Annotated in this window: 14 protein-coding genes; 10 read left to right on the top strand and 4 right to left on the bottom strand. The window is 75.3% G+C overall.

Features of this window, described 5'->3' with window-relative positions; translation table 11 throughout:
- Positions 1 to 167: 167 nt before the first annotated feature.
- The 3 genes from ACFW6A_RS20970 to ACFW6A_RS20960 all read left to right on the top strand — a co-directional run bounded on the left by ACFW6A_RS20970 (position 168) and on the right by ACFW6A_RS20960 (position 3894).
- On the top strand, positions 168 to 1346 hold the full coding sequence (locus ACFW6A_RS20970) for an acyl-CoA dehydrogenase family protein (RefSeq protein ID WP_351856778.1): 1179 nt from the start codon (positions 168 to 170) through the stop codon (positions 1344 to 1346).
- A 168-nt stretch (positions 1347 to 1514) separates the two neighbouring features.
- Positions 1515 to 2537, top strand: coding sequence for an ROK family protein (locus ACFW6A_RS20965; protein ID WP_386641908.1), 1023 nt, complete (start codon positions 1515 to 1517; stop codon positions 2535 to 2537).
- A gap of 7 nt (positions 2538 to 2544) precedes the next feature.
- Positions 2545 to 3894 (top strand): diacylglycerol kinase family protein, encoded by a 1350-nt coding sequence (locus ACFW6A_RS20960; protein WP_351856782.1) that lies wholly within the window; start codon positions 2545 to 2547, stop codon positions 3892 to 3894.
- Between the two features lie 48 nt (positions 3895 to 3942).
- On the opposite strand, the gene ACFW6A_RS20955 is transcribed toward ACFW6A_RS20960, so the two are convergent.
- Positions 3943 to 4476, bottom strand: coding sequence for an N-acetyltransferase family protein (locus ACFW6A_RS20955; protein ID WP_351856783.1), 534 nt, complete (start codon positions 4474 to 4476; stop codon positions 3943 to 3945).
- Between the two features lie 459 nt (positions 4477 to 4935).
- Here ACFW6A_RS20955 and ACFW6A_RS20950 point away from each other — a divergent pair, with 459 nt between their 5' ends.
- Entirely contained in the window at positions 4936 to 7485 is a 2550-nt protein-coding gene (locus tag ACFW6A_RS20950; RefSeq protein WP_351856785.1) for an AAA family ATPase, read from the top strand.
- A 57-nt stretch (positions 7486 to 7542) separates the two neighbouring features.
- Here the strand turns inward: ACFW6A_RS20950 and ACFW6A_RS20945 are convergent, their stop codons facing one another.
- Positions 7543 to 8463 carry a LysR family transcriptional regulator gene (locus ACFW6A_RS20945; RefSeq protein ID WP_351856787.1) on the bottom strand — a complete coding sequence of 307 codons (921 nt, stop codon included), beginning with the start codon at positions 8461 to 8463 and terminating at the stop codon, positions 7543 to 7545.
- Between the two features lie 209 nt (positions 8464 to 8672).
- Here ACFW6A_RS20945 and ACFW6A_RS20940 point away from each other — a divergent pair, with 209 nt between their 5' ends.
- A complete protein-coding gene (locus ACFW6A_RS20940) occupies positions 8673 to 10532 on the top strand; it encodes an FUSC family protein (RefSeq protein WP_386484762.1) in 1860 nt (619 codons plus the stop codon).
- On the opposite strand, the gene ACFW6A_RS20935 is transcribed toward ACFW6A_RS20940, so the two are convergent.
- Complete coding sequence (locus ACFW6A_RS20935; protein ID WP_351843062.1) at positions 10504 to 12825, bottom strand: FdhF/YdeP family oxidoreductase; 2322 nt, start codon at positions 12823 to 12825, stop codon at positions 10504 to 10506. The genes ACFW6A_RS20940 and ACFW6A_RS20935 overlap by 29 nt on opposite strands.
- 250 nt (positions 12826 to 13075) lie before the next feature.
- Here ACFW6A_RS20935 and ACFW6A_RS20930 point away from each other — a divergent pair, with 250 nt between their 5' ends.
- The 4 genes from ACFW6A_RS20930 to ACFW6A_RS20915 are packed head-to-tail and all read left to right on the top strand — an operon-like array spanning position 13076 to position 17129.
- Positions 13076 to 14125 (top strand): Dyp-type peroxidase, encoded by a 1050-nt coding sequence (locus ACFW6A_RS20930; protein WP_386480857.1) that lies wholly within the window; start codon positions 13076 to 13078, stop codon positions 14123 to 14125.
- Positions 14122 to 14949, top strand: a complete 828-nt coding sequence (locus ACFW6A_RS20925) for a family 1 encapsulin nanocompartment shell protein (protein ID WP_351843067.1) — start codon at positions 14122 to 14124, stop codon at positions 14947 to 14949. Before ACFW6A_RS20930 ends, ACFW6A_RS20925 begins: the two co-directional genes overlap by 4 nt.
- Entirely contained in the window at positions 14946 to 15587 is a 642-nt protein-coding gene (locus tag ACFW6A_RS20920) for a DUF1345 domain-containing protein (protein WP_351843069.1), read from the top strand. The genes ACFW6A_RS20925 and ACFW6A_RS20920 overlap by 4 nt, the downstream gene beginning before the upstream one ends.
- A 42-nt stretch (positions 15588 to 15629) precedes the next feature.
- On the top strand, positions 15630 to 17129 hold the full coding sequence (locus ACFW6A_RS20915) for a phytoene desaturase family protein (protein ID WP_386641903.1): 1500 nt from the start codon (positions 15630 to 15632) through the stop codon (positions 17127 to 17129).
- Here ACFW6A_RS20915 and ACFW6A_RS20910 read toward each other — a convergent pair.
- Positions 17112 to 18002 (bottom strand): LysR family transcriptional regulator, encoded by an 891-nt coding sequence (locus ACFW6A_RS20910; protein ID WP_386641900.1) that lies wholly within the window; start codon positions 18000 to 18002, stop codon positions 17112 to 17114. The genes ACFW6A_RS20915 and ACFW6A_RS20910 overlap by 18 nt on opposite strands.
- A gap of 106 nt (positions 18003 to 18108) precedes the next feature.
- Between ACFW6A_RS20910 and ACFW6A_RS20905 the strand changes: the two genes are divergently transcribed.
- Positions 18109 to 18474, top strand: coding sequence for a YybH family protein (locus tag ACFW6A_RS20905; RefSeq protein WP_386480850.1), 366 nt, complete (start codon positions 18109 to 18111; stop codon positions 18472 to 18474).
- The last annotated feature ends 18 nt before the right edge of the window (positions 18475 to 18492 follow it).

Here is an 18492-nt window from a genome sequence, read left to right as displayed (position 1 = left end):
CACCCGCGAGACCCGTGGGTCCTTCCGCGGACCCCCGTACGAGCAGGGGCCCGGGGCGGTGCTGCACCCGGCGCCGCCCCGGGCCTTCCACATTTGTGGAACACGTTCTACCGTGACCGCCGTCGTGCCGAGGACGCCGACGCCGACAGCCGTCACGGGAGGCCGGGATGCACCTGCAGTACACGCCGGAACAGAACCGCCTGCGCGCCGAACTGCGCGCCTACTTCGCGGAACTCGTCCCCGAGGACGTGCACGGCCGCTACGGCGACCCGGCCGCCCAGAAGCGCTTCTACCGGGAGACGATCCGCCGCCTCGGCGCCGACGGATGGCTCGGCGTCGGCTGGCCCGTCGAGTACGGCGGGCGCGGGCTCACGCCCATGGAGCAGTTCATCTTCTTCGACGAGGCCGCCCAGGCGGGCGTCCCGCTGCCGCTCATGGCGCTGAACACCGTCGGCCCGACGATCATGCGGTTCGGCACGGACGAGCAGAAGGCCTTCTTCCTGCCCGGCATCCTCTCCGGCGAGCTCGACTTCGCCATCGGCTACAGCGAACCCGGCGCCGGCACCGACCTCGCGGCCCTGAAGACCCGCGCGGTGCGCGAGGGCGACACGTACGTCGTCAACGGGCAGAAGATCTGGACGACCAACGGCGACACCGCCGACTGGGTCTGGCTCGCCGTCCGCACCGACCCCGACGCGGCCCCCCACAAGGGCATCACCATGCTCCTCGTCCCGACGAGCGACCCCGGCTACTCCTGCACGGTGATCAACACCCTCGCCTCGCACGACACCACCGCCAGCTACTACGACGACGTCCGCGTCCCCGTCACGCGCCGCGTCGGCGAGGAGAACGAGGGCTGGCGGCTGATCACCAACCAGCTCAACCACGAACGCGTCACCCTCGCCGCCCACGGCACCATGGCGATCCGCGCCCTCCACGACGTCCGCCGCTGGGCCGACGGCACCCTCCTCTCCGACGGCCGGCGCGTCCTCGACCTGCCCTGGGTCCGCCGCACCCTGGCCCGCACCCACGCCCGCCTCGACGCGATGAAGCTCCTCAACTGGCAGATGGTCAACGCCGTCCACCACGGCACCCTCACCCCCCAGGACGCCTCCGCCGTCAAGGTCTACGGCTCCGAGGCCCGCCGCGACGCCTACGCCGCCCTCATGGAGGTCGTCGGCGCGGCCGGCGCCCTCAAGGAGGGCTCCCCCGGCGCCGTCCTCCACGGCGAACTCGAACGCGGCTACCGCTCCGCCGTCATCTTCACCTTCGGCGGCGGCAACAACGAGATCCAGCGCGAGATCATCTCCTGGATCGGCCTGGGCATGCCCCGCGTCCGCCGCTGACCGGCCGCGACGGGACCCCGGGCCGGCGCGCCGCCACCCGCGCCGGCCCGGCCGCCCGCCTTCCTCCCCTTGCCCGACCGGATCCGTTCCTCGCTGGACAACGTTGTCATCCGTCGGCAGAGTAGTGCTCCGCACGGTTCGGACGGTGGTGGAGAGGCGGGGCGGACGGTGTACGGAGCGCTGGACATCGGCGGTACGAAGATCGCCGGAGCGCTGGTCGACGCCGAGGGGCGCGTGGTGGTGAGGGCGCAGCGGCCGACGCCCGCGCGCGGGTCCGCCGAGGCGCTGATGGCCGCGGTGACCTCGGTGGTGGACGAGCTGGCCGCCCGGCCCGAGTGGGCGTCGCTGTCCTGCCTGGGGATCGGGAGCGCCGGCCCCGTGGACACCTTCGCCGGCACGGTGAGCCCGGTGAACATCCCGGCCTGGCGCTCCTTCCCCCTGGTGGAGCGGGTGCGGAGCCATCCCGCCGTCCCCCGCGGCGTTGAGCCGGTGCTGGTCGGCGACGCGGTCGCGATGGCGGCGGCGGAGCACTGGATCGGTGCGGCCAAGGACGCGGCGAACGCCCTGTGCATGGTCGTCTCGACCGGGGTCGGCGGCGGCCTGGTCCTGGGGGGCTCCGTCCACGCGGGGACGACGGGGAACGCGGGTCATATCGGGCACATCACCGTGGACCAGAACGGGCCGGTGTGCCCGTGCGGCGCCCGGGGGTGCGTCGAGCGCTACGCCAGCGGTACGGCGATCGCGGCCCACGCCCTGGAAGCGGGCTGGACGCCCCCGGCGGGCCTTCCCGCCACCGCCCGCGAGGTCGCGGCCTCGGCCCGCGCGGGCGACTTGAGGGCGCTCGCCGCCTTCGACCGGGCCGGCCGCGCCCTGGCCGCCGGCATCGCGGCGACGGCCGCGCTCGTCGAGCTCGACCTGGTCGTCGTGGGCGGCGGCGTCTCCCAGGCCGGCGAGGTGCTGTTCGGGCCGCTGCGCCACCACCTGAAGTCCTGCGCCGTCCTCGACTTCACCCGTGACGTCCCGGTCGTGCCCGCCGCGCTGGCCCTCGACGCCGGACTGATCGGCGCGGCCGCCGTGACGGCCCGGGGCTCGCGGGCGCCTCATCCGCGTGGACCCGCCGGGATGCCGCCCGCCCCGCAGGCGTGCAGGCTGGTGCCTCGGGCTGGGCTCGGGGGCGAGAGGGTCGGGTGAGGCACGCATGGGCGCGACGCGGGAGACGGGCACCGGCGCCCCGGCGGCCGCACGGCTGCTGGCGAGACTGGCCCTGCTGGCCGTGGTCGGCTCGCTGGCCGTGCTCGTACTGGCCCTGGGGGAGGGCGGTCTCCTGGTGATCGGGGCCGGGCTGCTCGGGCTGGTCCTCTGCGCCGTCGGCGTCTGGTGGTTCGTGGCGCACCGTGGTCCGCTGCGGCTGATCGGGGCGCTCCTCGTCGTCCTCGCCCCCGCCGGGGTCGTGGTGCTCTTCGCCTACGAGGGGCTGTGGCCGACCGCACTGGCCCTGTGCCTGTGCTGGGCGCTCGCCCTGTTCTGCGCCCGGGCCGCGCTGCGCCGGTCACGGCCGGAGAGGCCGCAGAAGGCGACCGCGGCGGCCAGGCCGCGCAGACCGGTGCTGATCATGAACCCGAAGTCGGGCGGCGGGAAGGTCGAGAAGTTCGGGCTCGTCGCGCGGGCGGAGGAGCTGGGCGCGCGGGTGATCCTGCTCGACCCGTCCGCACCGGCCGACGTCGCCGCCCTGGCCCGGGAGGCAGTGGCCGACGGCGCGGACCTGCTCGGGGTCGCCGGCGGCGACGGCACCCAGGCGCTGGTCGCGGCGGTCGCCGCCGAGCACGACCTCCCCTTCCTGGTGATCTCCGCCGGCACCCGCAACCACCTCGCCATGGACCTCGGGCTCGACCGGAACGACCCCGCCCGCTGCCTCGACGCCCTGACCGACGGCGAGGAACTCCGCATCGACCTCGGAGACGTCTCCGGGCGGGCCTTCGTCAACACCGTCTCCTTCGGGGTGTACGCCGACGTCGTGCAGCGCCCCGAGTACCGCGACGACAAGGCGGGCACGGCGCTCAGCCTCATGCCGGACCTGCTCCTCGGCGACGGCGTGCGACGGCTCGACTCCCTCGTCGACGGCGAGCCCCTCGACGACCAGCAGGCACTGCTCGTCAGCAACAACCCCTACTTCTCCCCCGACGAGCTCAGCGGGGCCGGCCGCCGCCCCCGGCTCGACGACGGGGAACTGGGAGTGCTCGGCATCCGGGTGGAGGACGCCGGACAGGCGGCCGAACTGGCCGTGCGCGGCTCCCAGTCCAGCGGCCTGACCGTCCTGAGCGCCCACCGCGTCGAGGTGACCGCCGCGGACCGGGAGGAGATCCCCGTGGCGGTCGACGGCGAGGCGCTCCGGATGCCCACCCCCGTCGTCTGCACCCTCCGCGTCGGCGCGCTGCGGGTCCAGGTCCCGCGCGACCGGCCGGGCGTCGTGGCGCCCCCGCCCGCCGTCGACTGGCGGCGCGTCCTCCACCTCGCCTTCGGCCGCACGGAGCGGACCACCACCCCGTGAGCGACCCGCGGCCGCCGGGCACGGCCACGCCCACCGGGCCGAGTGCGTCTACGGCGCCGGGACGGACCCCTCCGTCAGCGTGAGCTGGAGCAGCACCGTGTCCAGCCAGCGGCCGTGCTTGTGGCCGACCGCCCTGAGCCGGCCCGCCTCGGTGAAGCCGAGCCGGCGGTGCAGCGCCTGCGAGGCGGCCGTGCCGGAGTCCGCGACGACCGCGATCATCTGGTGCGCTCCCGCCTCGGCGCAGGCGGCGATGAGGGGGCGCATGAGCAGGGTGCCCAGGCCCCGGCCCGTGGCTTCCGGCGCGAGGTAGACGGAGTTCTCCACCGAGTGCCGGTAGGCGGGCTTCGGACGCCAGGGCGAGGCGTACGCGTAGCCCGCGACCCGGCCCGCCACCTCCGCCACCAGGAACGGCAGGCCCCGGCCGGTCAGGTCCGCCAGCCGCTCGTGCCAGTACGCGACGGGCGGCGCCGTTTCGTCGAAGGTGACGACCGTGTGGAGGACGTAGTGGGCGTAGAGGGAGGCGACGGCCTCCATGTCCGCCGGGACGGCGGGACGGATCAGCGGCGGCTCGGGCGCGGTCATCCGCCGATCGTAGGGGGAGGAGGGGAGCGGCGGGGGCGGGGGCGGGGGGAGGGTGAAGGGCCGGACGACCGAGGAGGCGAGGGCCGGGGCGACGGTCAGGACGGGCCCGGGGGACAGGGCGGGGCGAGAGGGCGGCCCGCGGCCGGGCGACCAGCGCCTGTGGCCGGGCGCCCGGCCCTACGGCCTGCGCGTGCGCCGGCTCCCGCGCCCGCGGTCAGGCGGTCGGGCGGCCCGCGCCCCCCCGCCCCGTCGGCGGCCGTGCCGTTCGGCCCTCCGTGTGCGGGTCCGTTCCCCGTCGCCGGGCGGGGGGGGAAGGCCGCCCGGGCCCCGGCCGTACGGGCGTCCGCGTGCCGCCCCGCGCCGTCCGGTTCTCCGGCCGCCGGGGCCGTTCCGTTTGCGGAGCCGGAACGGGCGGGTTTCAGTGTGGGTGACCCCCCATGCCCTTTCAGGAGCGCAGACATGTCGATGGCGTTTGGTTCCTCCTTCGGTCCCTCCGACCCGTTCGGCGACCTGCTGAACCGCTTCTTCGGAATGTCCCCGGCGTCCTCGCCGCCGGCCGTCCAGCGGGTCCCCATCGGTCGCCTCCTCACCGAGTCGTCCCACGAGCTCCTCAACACCGCCACCGCCAAGGCGGTGTCGGACGGCACCACCGACCTCGACACCGAGCACCTGCTGTGGGCCGCCACCCAGGTCGAGCCCACCCGCAGGCTCCTCGCGCGCGCCGGCGTCGACCCCGACGGGCTGGCCGACCGGATCGCCAAGGTGCTGCCGCACGAGTCCGAGGAGCCCTCCGCCGAGCCGGGCCTCACCCCCGCGGCCAAGCGGACCCTCGCGCTCGCCCACGCCACCTCGCAGGCCGCCGGCGTCTCGTACATCGGCCCCGAGCACATCCTCGGCGCCCTCCTCGGCGACGCCGACTCCGGCGCCTCCCGCTTCCTGCGCGCCGAGGACCTCGACGTCTCCAAGCTGCGCGGGGTGACCGACCAGGCCGCCCGCGGCGGCGACACCACCGCCCCCGCCGCGAAGTCCCAGCAGCCGGCCACCACCCTCGACGAGTTCGGCCGCGACCTCACCGAGGAGGCGAAGGCCGGCAGGCTCGACCCGGTCGTCGGCCGCGCCGAGGAGATCGAGCAGACCATCGAGATCCTCTCCCGCCGCTCCAAGAACAACCCCGTGCTCATCGGCGAGCCCGGCGTCGGCAAGACCGCCATCGTCGAGGGCCTGGCCCAGCGGATCGTGGCCGGCGAGGTCCCCGACACCCTCAAGGACAAGCGGGTCGTCTCCCTCGACCTCTCCGGCATGGTCGCCGGAGCCCAGTACCGGGGCCAGTTCGAGGAGCGCCTCAAGAAGGTCATCGAGGACGTCCAGAAGTCCGAGGGCGAGATCGTCCTGTTCATCGACGAACTGCACACCGTCGTCGGCGCCGGCGCCACCGGCGAGGGCTCCATGGACGCCGGGAACATGCTCAAGCCCGCCCTCGCCCGCGGCGAGCTGCACGTCGTCGGCGCCACCACCATCGACGAGTACCGCAAGTACATCGAGAAGGACGCCGCGCTCGAACGCCGCTTCCAGCCCGTCCTCATCCCCGAGCCGACCGTCGAGGAGACGATCCAGATCCTCGAAGGACTCCGGGACGCCTACGAGGCCCACCACCAGGTCCGGTTCGCCGACGGCGCCCTCGCCGCCGCCGCCGAACTCTCCGACCGGTACATCAGCGACCGCTTCCTGCCCGACAAGGCCATCGACCTCATGGACCAGGCCGGAGCCCGCGTACGGCTCCGCAGCGCGGGCCGCTCCACCGAGGTGATCAGCCGCGAGGACCGGCTCGCCAAGCTGCGCCGCGAGAAGGACCAGGCCGTCGCCGCCGAGGAGTTCGAGAAGGCCAAGCAGCTCAAGGAGGAGATCGCCGAGGTCGAGGGCGAACTCGCCGGCATCGAGGAGCGGCGCGAGGGCGTCGTCTCCGTCACCGCCTCCGACATCGCCGACATCGTCTCCCGCCGCACCGGCATCCCCGTCGCCCAGCTCACCACCAGCGAGAAGGAGCGGCTGCTCAAGCTGGAGGAGGAGATGCACGCCCGGATCGTCGGCCAGGACGAGGCCGTCACCGCCGTCTCCGAGGCCGTCCGCCGCAACCGCGCCGGCATGGGCGACGAGAACCGGCCCGTCGGCTCCTTCCTCTTCCTCGGCCCCACCGGCGTCGGCAAGACGGAACTCGCCAAGACCCTCGCCGAACTGCTCTTCGGCGACGAGGACCGGATGATCCGCTTCGACATGAGCGAGTTCCAGGAGAAGCACACCGTCGCCCGGCTCGTCGGCGCCCCGCCCGGATACGTCGGCTACGAGGAGGCCGGCCAGCTCACCGAGAAGGTCCGCCGCCAGCCGTACAGCGTCGTCCTCTTCGACGAGGTCGAGAAGGCCCACCCGGACGTCTTCAACACCCTGCTGCAGATCCTCGACGACGGACGGCTCACCGACGGCCAGGGCCGCACCGTCGACTTCCGCCACTGCGTCGTCATCATGACGTCCAACATCGGGGCCCACCGCATCCTCGCCCACGAGGGCGACGCGGCCGAGCTGAAGGACGAGCTGATGGAGGACCTGCGGGGCCGCTTCCTGCCCGAGTTCCTCAACCGCATCGACGACATCATCGTCTTCCACAGCCTCACCGAGAAGGACCTCACCGAGATCGTCGAGCACCTCCTCGACCGCAGCAAGCACCGCGTCCACGCCCAGGGCATGACCTTGGAGGTCACCGAGGCCGCCACCAAGCTCCTGGTCGCCCACGGCTACCAGCCGGAGTTCGGCGCCCGCCCGCTGCGCCGCACCATCCAGACCGAACTCGACAACCGCATCGCCTCCCTCCTCCTGGGCGGCGAGGCGGAACCCGGCGACACCATCGTCGCCGACGTCGTCGACGACACCCTGCACTGCACCGTCCGCAAGGGCGGCCCCGGAGACGCTCCCGGAGGCGCCTCCGGCGGTACGGAGGCGGCCCCGGCCGCGGCCTGACGCGCCGCACCGCCCCCGAGGCACCCGCGCCCGCTCCGGCGCCGCGCGGGTGCCCCGTCACGCCTCCCCGGGCAGGTGCTCCAGCGCCCCCGCCACGTCGATCCCGGCCGCCAGCCCGGACAGCGCGCGGGCCAGCACCGGAGCGGGCTCGCGGGCCGACACCACCAGACCCACCGGGACCGCCCGCTCGGGCGCGGTCAGCGGGACCGCCCGCATGCCGGGCGGCACCCCGAAGACGTGCAGCCACGCGTACGGCACGACGCTCGCCCACCGGCCGACCCGCACCTGGGCGAAGAGCGCCGCCACCGAGTCCGTCTCCAGCCGGGGCGCCGCCCGCAGCCCCGCCCCGGCGAACACCTCGTCGAGGACCTGCCGGCCCTGCATCGACCCGTCCAGCAGGCAGAGCGGCAGCCGCGACGCGTCCTCCCAGGTCGCCGTGGGGCCGGACACCAGACTGTCGGACGCGTCCGTGAGCAGGACGTACCGCTCCTCGTACAGCGGGACGGCGCGGAACTCCCCGCCGGGGTCCCGGTGGAGGTACGTGATCCCGGCGTCCAGCTCGAAGTCCCGCACCCCGCCCAGCACGTCCGCCGACCGCAGACCGGCCCGGACCTCCACGGTCACCAGCGGGTGCGCCGCGCAGAACGGCCCCGTGAGCCGGGCGACCGCCCCCGAGGCCGTCGGCACCGCGCCGATCCGCAGCCGCCCGGAGAGACCGGTGCGCAGCGCCCCCGCCTCGTGCGCGAGGGCGTCCCGGTCGGCCAGGATCCGACGCGCCCGCTCCACGATCCGCTCGCCCTCGGGCGTCAGCCCCTCGTACGCCCGCCCGCGCCGCACCAGCGGCACGCCCAGCTCCTCCTCCAGCTTCCGCACCCCCTCCGAGAGCGCGGGCTGGGAGACGTGACAGGACCGCGCGGCGCGGGCGAAATGACGCTCGCGGGAAAGGGCGACCAGGTATTCGAGTTGGCGCAGCAGCATTCCACGGTCCTATCGGAAAACCTTTCCGATTCCCATTTCCCACACTGCTGACCTGCTCGGTTGAATATTCGAGAAGGGGGTTGACAGGCGCGGCCGATCGGGTGATCGGAAAGGCCTGTTTGACCGTGCGGCGAAATGCGGGGAGAGTCTTCGGGAAAGCGGCCGCCGACCGGGGACGGCCGGACGGAGAAGGAACCGGAGGCCGAACGGTGCGGCACCCGCCCCTCCACCGAACGGCCCCCGCGGCCTCCCTGCGCGGCGTCCTCTCGCCGCGCGGCGCACTCGCGCTCCAGCGGGCGGACGACGCCCTGCCGTTCGCCCTGCGCGCCGCCCTCGTCACGGCCCTCGCCGCCCTGCCGCCGGTCCTCTCCGGCCGCCCCGGCGACGCCGTCTTCGCCATGCTCGGCTCCTTCACCACCACCTTCGGCCGCCGCATGCCGTACGCCCGCCGCCCCCGCGTCCTCGCGGCCGTCGCGGTCGCCATGACGCTCTGCGTGGCGGCCGGTTCCGCCCTCGGCGCCGGCCTGCGCCCGCAGGACGGGGGAGCGGGCGCGCTCCTCGTGGTCGTGGCCACGGCCCTGGTCGCCGGGGCCGCCAAGCTCTCCTGCGACCGGACCGGCCTCGGAGGGCTCGGCGCGGTGATGCTGCTCTTCGCCTTCGCCGTCGCCGCGCACGGCGCGCCCGCGCCCGCCGAGGTGCTCCCGCGCACCCTGCTCGCCGCCGGAGGCGCGGCCGCGGCCTGGCTCGGCGCGCTGGCCGGCCGCCTGACCCACCGCGACGGCCCCCGGCGGCACGCGGCGGCCACCGCACTCCACGCGGTCGCCGCCCTGCTCGACGCCGAGGCGGCCGGCACCGACCCGGCGCCCGCCCGCCACCGCGCGACGGCCGCCGTCCTGGAGGCGTACCGCACCCTCGGCCCTCCGGGCCCGCCCGTGAGGCGGGAGACCCCGGCCACGCCGGGGACGGCGGGCCCGCCCGGGCCGCCGACGACACCAGGACCGGCCGGGACGCCCGGGGCGCGGGGCGTGCCCGGAACGCGGCGGGCGGCACCACGGCGCCCCGGGGAGCCGGACCCCGCCCTGCGCCTCACCGACCTCTGCTGGGAGCTGCTCGTCGGGACCGGCCGCCGCCGGCCGCCGCACCAGGACCCGGCCCGGACGGCCCGGGCGCTGCGGGCCCACGCCCGCGCCCTCACGCGCCGCCCGCCGGGGGGCGGGCCGCCGCTCCCGCCGCCGTCCGCCGTCTGCCGCCCGCACGGGACGCCCCGCCCCGCGCCCGCCCCGCTGGTGCCCGCGCTGCGGATGGTGCTCGGCACCGGACTGGCCGGCGCCGTCGCGCTCGGGCTCGGCCTCGGGCACGGCTACTGGGCGGCGGTCTCCGCCGCCGCCGTCCTGCACTCGGTCGACGTCCGCACCGCCAGCCGCCGGGCCGTCCAGCGGACCCTGGGCACCGCCGCCGGGCTCGTCCTCGCCGTCGCCGTCCTGGGGCTGGGCCCCGGACCGCTCGCCCTCGCCGGGACGGCCGTCGCCCTGGAGTTCCTCCTGGAGTACGCCGTCGCCCGCAACTACGGCCTCGGCGTCGTCTTCCTCACCCCGCTCGCCCTGCTCCTGACCGAACTGGCCGCGCCGGCCGAACGGACCGGGGCGCTCGTCCTCGACCGGGCCCTCGGCAGCCTCCTCGGCATCCTGCTCGCGCTGCTGTGCGCCCTGGCCGTCGTGCACGACCGGGCGGCGGTCCGGCTCCGCCGGGCGCTCGCCGCCTGCGTCCTGGCGTCCGCGCAGGCCCGCGAGGCGCTCGCGGCCGGGCGGGCGGCGGAGGCCCCGGCGGTGCTCCAGGCCCGTCTCGCCGCGGCCGTCGTGGAGCTGCGCGAGGCCGAGGAGGCCGCCGCGGGCGAACTCTGGCCGGCCGGCGCCGACCCGGCCGAACTCGCCCGCGCCGAACGCCGCGCCCACCGCCTCCTGCGGCTGCTGGCGGCCGCGGGCCGGGAGGCGCGTACGGCCCCCGGCCCGGGTCCCGTGCCCCTCCCCGCGCCCCCGGTGCTCAGCCCGCCGGCTCGATCACGACCTTGAGGTGCTTCATGATCGGCTGGTCGCTCTGGGTGCTGTAGTCGCCCAGCGCGCAGAGCACGTTCATCTCCGGCATGTACCCCGCCGCGCAGCCGCGCGGGATGTCGTACGGCACCGCCAGGTAGCCGTGGAGCGAGCGCCGGCTGCCGTCGCGGGCGGTGGCCGTGATGTCCACCGGGGCGAGCTCCGCGATGCCCCGCTCGCGCATGTCGGCCCGGTTCATGAAGACCAGGGTGCGCAGCCCGCTCACGCCCCGGTAGCGGTCGTCGTCGGAGTAGATCGTGGTGTTCCACTGGTCGTGCGAGCGCATCGTGCCCAGGGCCAGCGTGCCGGGCTCCGGGACGACGTCCGGCAGCGGGGCGGAGGAGAACTCGGCCTTCCCCGAGGGCGTGAGGAAGACGAGTTCGCGCGCGGGCTGCTTGATGCGGAAGCCGAGCGGCAGCCGCACCCGCCGGTTGAAGTCCTCGAAGCCGTCGAGCACCCGGGCCATGACGTCCCGGATCCGGTCGTAGTCCTCCACGTACCAGGACCACGGCGTCGCGCTCTCCGGGAGCGCGGCCCGCGCCATGCCCGCGACGATGGCCGGTTCGGAGAGCAGGTGCGGCGACGCGGGCTTCTTCATCCCGCGCGACAGGTGGACCATGCTCATCGAGTCCTCGACCGAGGTGACCTGTTCGCCCTTACGCTGGTGGTCCTTCTCGGTGCGGCCCAGGCACGGCAGGATCAGCGCCCGCCGGCCGTGCACCACGTGGCTGCGGTTGAGCTTGGTGCTCACCTGGACGGTCAGCTCGCAGTTCCGCAGCGCCTCGTACGTCACCGGGGTGTCGGGCGCGGCCAGCGCGAAGTTGCCGCCCATGGCGACGAAGACCTTCACGTCCCCGTCGGCCATCGCCCGGACGGTGCGCACGGTGTCGAGGCCGTGGGCGCGCGGCGGGTCGATCCCGCAGACCTCGGCGAGCCGGTCGAGGAAGGCGTCGGCGGGACGGTGGTCGATGCCGCAGGTGCGGTTGCCCTGGACGTTGCTGTGGCCGCGCACGGGGGAGGGGCCCGCGCCCTCGCGGCCCAGGTTGCCGCGCAGCAGCAGGAGGTTGACGATCTCGCGGACCGTGTCGACGCCGTGCTCGTGCTGGGTGACGCCGAGGCACCAGCTGATGATGGAGCGGTCCGCCTCCCGGTACACCCGCGCCGCCGCGAGGATCTCCTCGCGGGAGAGCCCCGACTGGCGCTCGATCTCCTCCCACGGGGTGGCCTCGCACACGGCCCGGTACTCCTCGAAGCCGTCCGTGTGGCGTTCGACGAACTCCCGGTCCAGCGCCTTCGGGTCGGACGCCGCCTGTTCGAGCACCGCCTTGGCCATCCCCCGTACGAAGGCCATGTCGCCGCCGATGCGGACCTGGAGGTTGAGCGTGGACGTCGGCGTGGAGTGGAAGGTCGCCATGTCCTTGAAGTCGTGCGGGATGATCGCGCGGGTCGCGGCGGCCTCCACCAGCGGGTTGACGTGCACGATCTGCGCGCCCCGGTCGTACGCCTCGGCGAGGGCGGTGAGCATCCGGGGCGCGTTGGAGGCGGCGTTGACCCCGAGGATGAAGAGCGCGTCGGCGGTCTCCCAGTCGGCGAGGTCCACCGTGCCCTTGCCGGTGCCCAGGGACGCCTGCATGGCCCGCCCGCTCGCCTCGTGGCACATGTTGGAGCAGTCGGGGAGGTTGTTGGTGCCCAGCTCGCGGGCGAGCAGCTGGTAGAGGAAGGTCGCCTCGTTGCCGAGCCTCCCCGAGGTGTAGAACGACGCCTGGTCGGGGTCGTCCAGCCCGCGCAGGGCGCTTCCGACCAGTTCGAAGGCGTCCTTCCAGCCGATCGGCACGTAGTGGTCGGTGTCGGGGTCGTAGACCATCGGCTCGGTGAGCCGGCCCTCGTTCTCCAGCGCGTAGTCGGACCATCCGGCCAGCTCCGTCACCGAGTGCGCGGCGAAGAACTCCCGCCCGACCCGCTTGCGGGTCATCTCCCAGGTGACGTGCTTGATGCCGTTCTCGCAGATGTCCAGATGGAGGCCCTTGGTGTCGTCGGGCCAGGCGCAGCCGGGACAGTCGAAGCCGGAGCGCTCGTGGTTCATCTTCATGATCGCCCGGGGCCCGTCCACGGGCAGGGCGCCCTCGCGGAGCATGAACCGGGTCACGCTCTTCGCGGCGCCCCAGCCGGCGGCGGGGTGGTGGTACGGCCGGACCTCCGGCTCCCCGTCGGGCACCGGGCCCACGCGGGGCTCCACGCCGTCGTCCTGCTGCTTGGCTCGGTCGAGGCTCATGGGCCTGCCACCCTTCCGGCGCACCGGGCGCGCGGGATCACGTACGGCCCCCTCCCGGCAGGCTAAGCCGGGCCCCGGACGGCCGCCAGCCGGGCCCCGGACGGCCGCCGGCCGGACGGCGACGGGCTGCGGGCGCGTCCCGCCGTGGATACGCTGGCGCCGATTTGCTCCTGTTTACTCTCTCTTGTCCTTGCCGCTCGCCCCTCTCACCCGCCTCTGACCTTCGTTCCCCGCGTCCGACGGGAGTCGCATGGCCGTCCCCCAGCCCGTCCCCCAGCTCGTCCTCGGCCCGCCCACCAAGGCCGCCCTCTTCCTCACCCTCACCGTCGCGCCCGGCCGCGAGGCCGATGTCCGCGAAGGGCTCCAGGGACTGTCCGGACTGACCCGCTCCGTCGCCTTCCGCGCCCGCGACGACGCCCTCGCCTGCGTCGCGGGCATCTCCTCCGACGCCTGGGACCGGCTGGCCGGCGGCCCCCGCCCCCGCGAACTGCACCCCTTCACCCCGCTCCAGGGCCCCCGGCACCGGGCCCCCGCCACCCCCGGCGACCTGCTCCTCCACCTGCGGGCCCGCCGCGCCGACCTCTGCTTCGAACTGGCCCGGCTCGTCCTCGACGGCTTCGGGGACGCCGTCACCGTCGTCGACGAGGTCCACGGCTTCACCTACTTCGACGACCGCGACCTGCTCGGCTTCGTCGACGGCAGCGAGAACCCCACCGGCTCCGCCGCCGCCGACACCGTCCTCGTGGCCGACGAGGACCCGGACTTCCGCGGCGGCAGCTACGTCGTCGTCCAGAAGTACCTCCACGACCTCACCGCCTGGAACGCCCTCCCCACCGAGGAGCAGGAGCGCGTCATCGGCCGCTCCAAGGCCGACAACGTCGAACTCCCCGACGACGTCAAACCGCCCGACTCGCACGTCGCCCTCAACACCGTCGAGGACGAGGACGGCGAGGAGCGGCAGATCGTCCGCCAGAACATGCCCTTCGGACGGCTCGGCACCGCCGAGTTCGGCACCTACTTCATCGGCTACTCCCGCACCCCGGCCGTCACCGAGCGGATGCTCCGCAACATGTTCCTCGGCGACCCGCCCGGCACCACCGACCGCATCCTCGACTTCTCCACCGCCGTCACCGGGGGCCTCTTCTTCGTCCCGAGCGCCACCCTCCTCGACGACCTCCCCGCCCCCGGAGCGGCACGGGAGAGCGCCACCGAGCCCGAGCCCGAGCCCGTGCCCGCCGAAGCCGTCCACCCGGGGTTCTCCCTGGGCATCGGCAGCCTGAAAGGAGCCCCGGCGTCATGACCAGCCTCCCCGGCACGCCCGCCCCCACCAGCAACCTGCACCGCGAACTCGCCCCCGTCACCCCCGCCGCCTGGGCCGAGATCGAGGAGGAGGCCCGCCGCACCTTCCGCCGCCACGTCGCCGGCCGCCGCGTCGTGGACGTGCCCGACCCCGGCGGCGCCGGACTCGCCGCCGTCGGCACCGGCCACCTCACCGAACTCGAAGCCCCCGCCCACGGCGTCCGCGCCCGGCTGCGCGAGGCCCGCCCGCTGGTCGAGCTCTTCGTCCCCTTCACCGTCGACCGCTCCGCCGTCGACGATGTCGAACGCGGCGCCAAGGACTCCGACTGGCAGCCCGTCAAGGACGCCGCCCGCACCCTCGCCCTCGCCGAGGACCGCACCGTCTTCGACGGCTACGACGCCGCCGGCGTCCGCGGCCTGCGCGCCGCCTCCTCCAACCCGGCCGTCGCACTCCCCGCCGAACCCCCCGACTACCCCGACGCCGTCAGCCGCGCCCTCACCGCCCTCAGACTGGCCGGCGTCGACGGCCCGTACGCACTCCTCCTCGGCGCCGAGGAGTACCGGTCCGTCAGCGAGACCTCCGACCACGGCTACCCCGTCGCCGCCCACCTCGCCCGCATGCTCGACGGCCCCCCGATCTGGGCCCCCGCCCTCCGGGGCGGCCTCGTGCTCTCCACGCGCGGCGGCGACTTCGAACTCCGCCTCGGCCAGGACGTCTCCATCGGCTACACCCGGCACGACGCCGACACCGTGGAGCTGTACCTCCACGAGACCCTGACCTTCTTCGCGTACACGGACGAGGCCGTGGTCGTCCTCGGCGCATGAGCGGCCTCCGCGCCTGGTCGTGGCGGTACGCGGTCCCCCGGCTGGCCGGCGCCGCCGTCCTCGGCACCGCCGCGGGGGCCGTCACCGGCGCCCTCGCCGACACCGCGCTCGGCATCCTCGCCGGGATCGCCACGGCCGAGACCTTCTTCGTCGTCACCGGCTGGATCGTGCTGTGGCCGATGGACGCCGCCACCACCCGCCGCACCCTGCGCCGCGAGGAGTTCCGGCCGGTCGTCGAGGAACTGGCGGTGGTCGGGGCGGCCCTCTGCGGGCTCGTCGCCATCGTCGCTCTGCTCCTCGTCGACTCCGGCTACGACCGCGCCGCCGCCGCGACGGCCCTCTGGGGCGTCTTCATGGCCTGGGCGGCGCTCCACCTCATGTACGCGACCCGGTACGCCTACCTCTACCACCGGCCGCCCGAGGGCGGCATCGACTTCAACTCCGACGCCCGCCCCCGGTACACCGACTTCCTGTACTTCTCGTACAACCTCGGCATGACCTACCAGGTCTCGGACACGAACGTCTCGGACCCCGGTATCCGGGCGGTCGTCCTGCGCCACTGCCTCCTGTCCTACGTCTTCGGCGCCAGCATCCTCGCCACCGCGATCAACCTGGTGGCCGGCATCGTCACCGGCTGACCCGGTGTGCGCGCCCCGCGAGCACCCCGGCAGACTCGCCCCATGAGCAGCGAGCGCCCCCGCCCCGCCCGGCCCGCCGGATCCGTCCCGACCGCCGTCGTCGTCGGCGCGGGCCCCAACGGGCTCGCGGCCGGCGCCCTGCTCGCCGCGGCCGGCGTCGAGGTCACGGTCCTGGAGGCCGCGGAGACGATCGGCGGCGGCACCCGCACCGACGAGGCGATCCTGCCCGGACTCCTCCACGACCACTGCTCGGCCGTCCACCCGCTCGCCGTCGCCTCGCCCGCCCTGCGCCACCTCCGCCTCGACCGGTACGGGCTGACCTGGCGGCTCCCCGAGATCGACTGCGCCCATCCGCTCGCCGACGGCACCGCCGCCGCCCTGTACCGCTCCGTCACCGAGACCGCCGCCGGCCTCGGCGCCGACGCCGCCCGCTACCGGGCCCTGCTCGGCCCCTCCGTACGCCGCTGGGAAGCCCTCTCCACGGACGTCATGGGCCCGCTGCTCCGCCTCCCCGACCACCCGCTGCTCCTCGCCCGCTTCGGCCTGCCGACCGTCCTGCCCGCCGCCGCCCTCGCCCGGCTCTTCCGCACCCCCGGCGCCCGCGCGCTGTGGGCGGGCGTCGCGGCCCACGCGTACCGCCCGCTGACCGAGCCCTTCAGCTCGGCCATCGGACTCGGCATCCTGACCGCGGGCCACGCGGCCGGCTGGGCCGTCGCCGAGGGCGGCTCCCGCGCCATCACCGACGCGCTCGCGGCCGCGCTCCGCGCCCACGGCGGCCGGATCGAGACGGGCGTCAGGATCACCGACCGCACCCAGCTGCCGCCCGCCGACCTCACCCTCCTCGACCTCGACCCCGCGCAGGTCGCCGGGGTGTACGGCGACCTGCTGCCGCCCCGGACGGCCGCCGCGTACCGCCGCTTCCGGCGCGGCCCCGGCGCCTTCAAGGTCGACCTCGCCGTCGAGGGCGGCGTGCCCTGGCGGGCGGAGGCCGCCCGCCGCGCCGGCACCGTCCACCTGGGCGGCCCGCTCGCCGAGGTCGTCCGCGCCGAACGGGACGTGACGGCCGGCCGGATGCCCGAGCGCCCCTTCGTCCTGGTCGGCCAGCAGTACCTCGCCGACCCCACCCGCTCCGCCGGCGACGTCCACCCGGTGTGGACGTACGCCCATGTGCCCCACGGCTACGACGGCGACGCCACCGAAGCGGTCCTCGCCCGCCTCGAACAGTTCGCGCCCGGCGTCCGCGACCGGATCGTCGGCCTGCGCGTCACCCGCCCCGCCGACTTCGCCGCCGCCAACCCCAACTTCGCCGGCGGCGACATCCTGACGGGCGCCAAGAACGTCCCCCAGCTCGTCCTCGGCGCCCGCCCCGCCCTCGACCCCTACGCCACCGGCCTCCCCGGCGTCTACCTCTGCTCCGCCGCCACCCCGCCCGGCCCCGGCGCCCACGGCATGTCCGGCGCCGGCGCGGCCACCTCCGCCCTCCGCCACCTGGGCCTCAGGGCACCCTGGCGGCAGGGGGAGCCGTCACGCCCCGCCCGGTGACCCGAACGCGTGGCGGGCGTGGGGGAGGAAGGCGCGGACGGCGGGGCTGTGGGCGGGTCTCCAGACCAGGGCGAGGAGGGCGGGGACGTCCACGTCGTGGAGGGGGAGGGCGGTGAGGCGGTCGGCGTAGGGGGCGGCCATCGACGCGCTGAGGACGGCGACGCCGAGGCCGCGGACGGCGAGGCCGGCGATGGCGTCCGCCGCGCCCGCCTCCAGGGCGATGGCCGGGCGGAGGTCCTGTGCGGCGCACGCCCGGTCGAGGACCGCGCGCAGCCCGGTGCCGGGGGGCATGGAGACGATCGGGTGGGCCGTCAGGTCGCGCAGGGAGAGGGCGTACCGGCCGGCCAGGGGGTGGCCGGGCGGGACGGCCGCGACGAGTCCCTCGCTGACGAGCGTGAGCGCGTCGAGGCCGTCGGGGGTGGTCGCGGCGGCCCCGAGGAGCGCGAGGTCGAGGGTGCCGCTCCGGACGCCGTCGGCGAGCCGGTCGGAGTCGTCCTCCCGGAGCAGGACCTCCACCCCGGGGTGCGCCCGGTGGAAGGCGGCGAGGGCGTCGAACAGCGGGGTGAGGGTGCAGCCGGCGACCATGCCGACGGTCAGCCGGCCCCGCACCAGGCCGGTCACCTCGTCCACCGCCCGCCCCACCGCGTCGGCCGAGGCCAGTGCCGCGCGTGCGTGCGCGAGGGCGGCCTCCCCGGCGACCGTGAGGGTCACCGCGCGGGCCGACCGGTCGAACAGCTCGGCGCCCAGCTCGTGTTCGAGCCGCCGGATCTGCGCGCTGACACCGGACTGGCTGATGTGCACCCGCTCGGCGGCCCGGGTGAAGTTCCGTTCCTCGGCGACCGCGACGAAGTACTCCAGCTGCCTCAGGTCCATGACTGGAGATTCTAGTAGGCAGGAGAACCATCTGTTGGACTTCTGATCGGCCGGGCGCGAGGCTGGAGACACCGGGAACGACCAGGAAGCGCCCCAGGAGGAAGTCGTGCAGGAGTACGAGAAGGCCATGCGCCCCGAGGACATCACCCGTCTCTTCGTCGAGCGGTCCAACGCCGGCGACGCGGCCGGCGTCGCCGCGCTCTACGCCGAGGACGCCGTGCTGGCCTACCCGCCCGGCGAGCTGACGGTCGGTCGGGAGGCGATCCGCGAGCTGTGGGCGAAGGTGCTGGCCCACCGGCCGCACTTCGAGCCGGAGGAGCCGCTGCCCACCCTGGTGAACGGCGACACCGCCCTCACCTCGACCCCGCCCGGGGACGGCGCCGGCGCGCGGGCCCAGGTCGTCCGGCGTCAGCCCGACGGCAGCTGGCTGCGGATCCTGGACCAGCCCGAGTTCCTCCCGCCGGCCCGCTGAGACGGACCCGCGCACGCG

It is taken from the genome of Streptomyces sp. NPDC058758, assembly GCF_042746075.1.
Lineage (GTDB): Bacteria > Actinomycetota > Actinomycetes > Streptomycetales > Streptomycetaceae > Streptomyces.
Note: the sequence above shows the minus strand (reverse complement) of the source record. Positions and strands in the feature narration are given on the sequence as shown.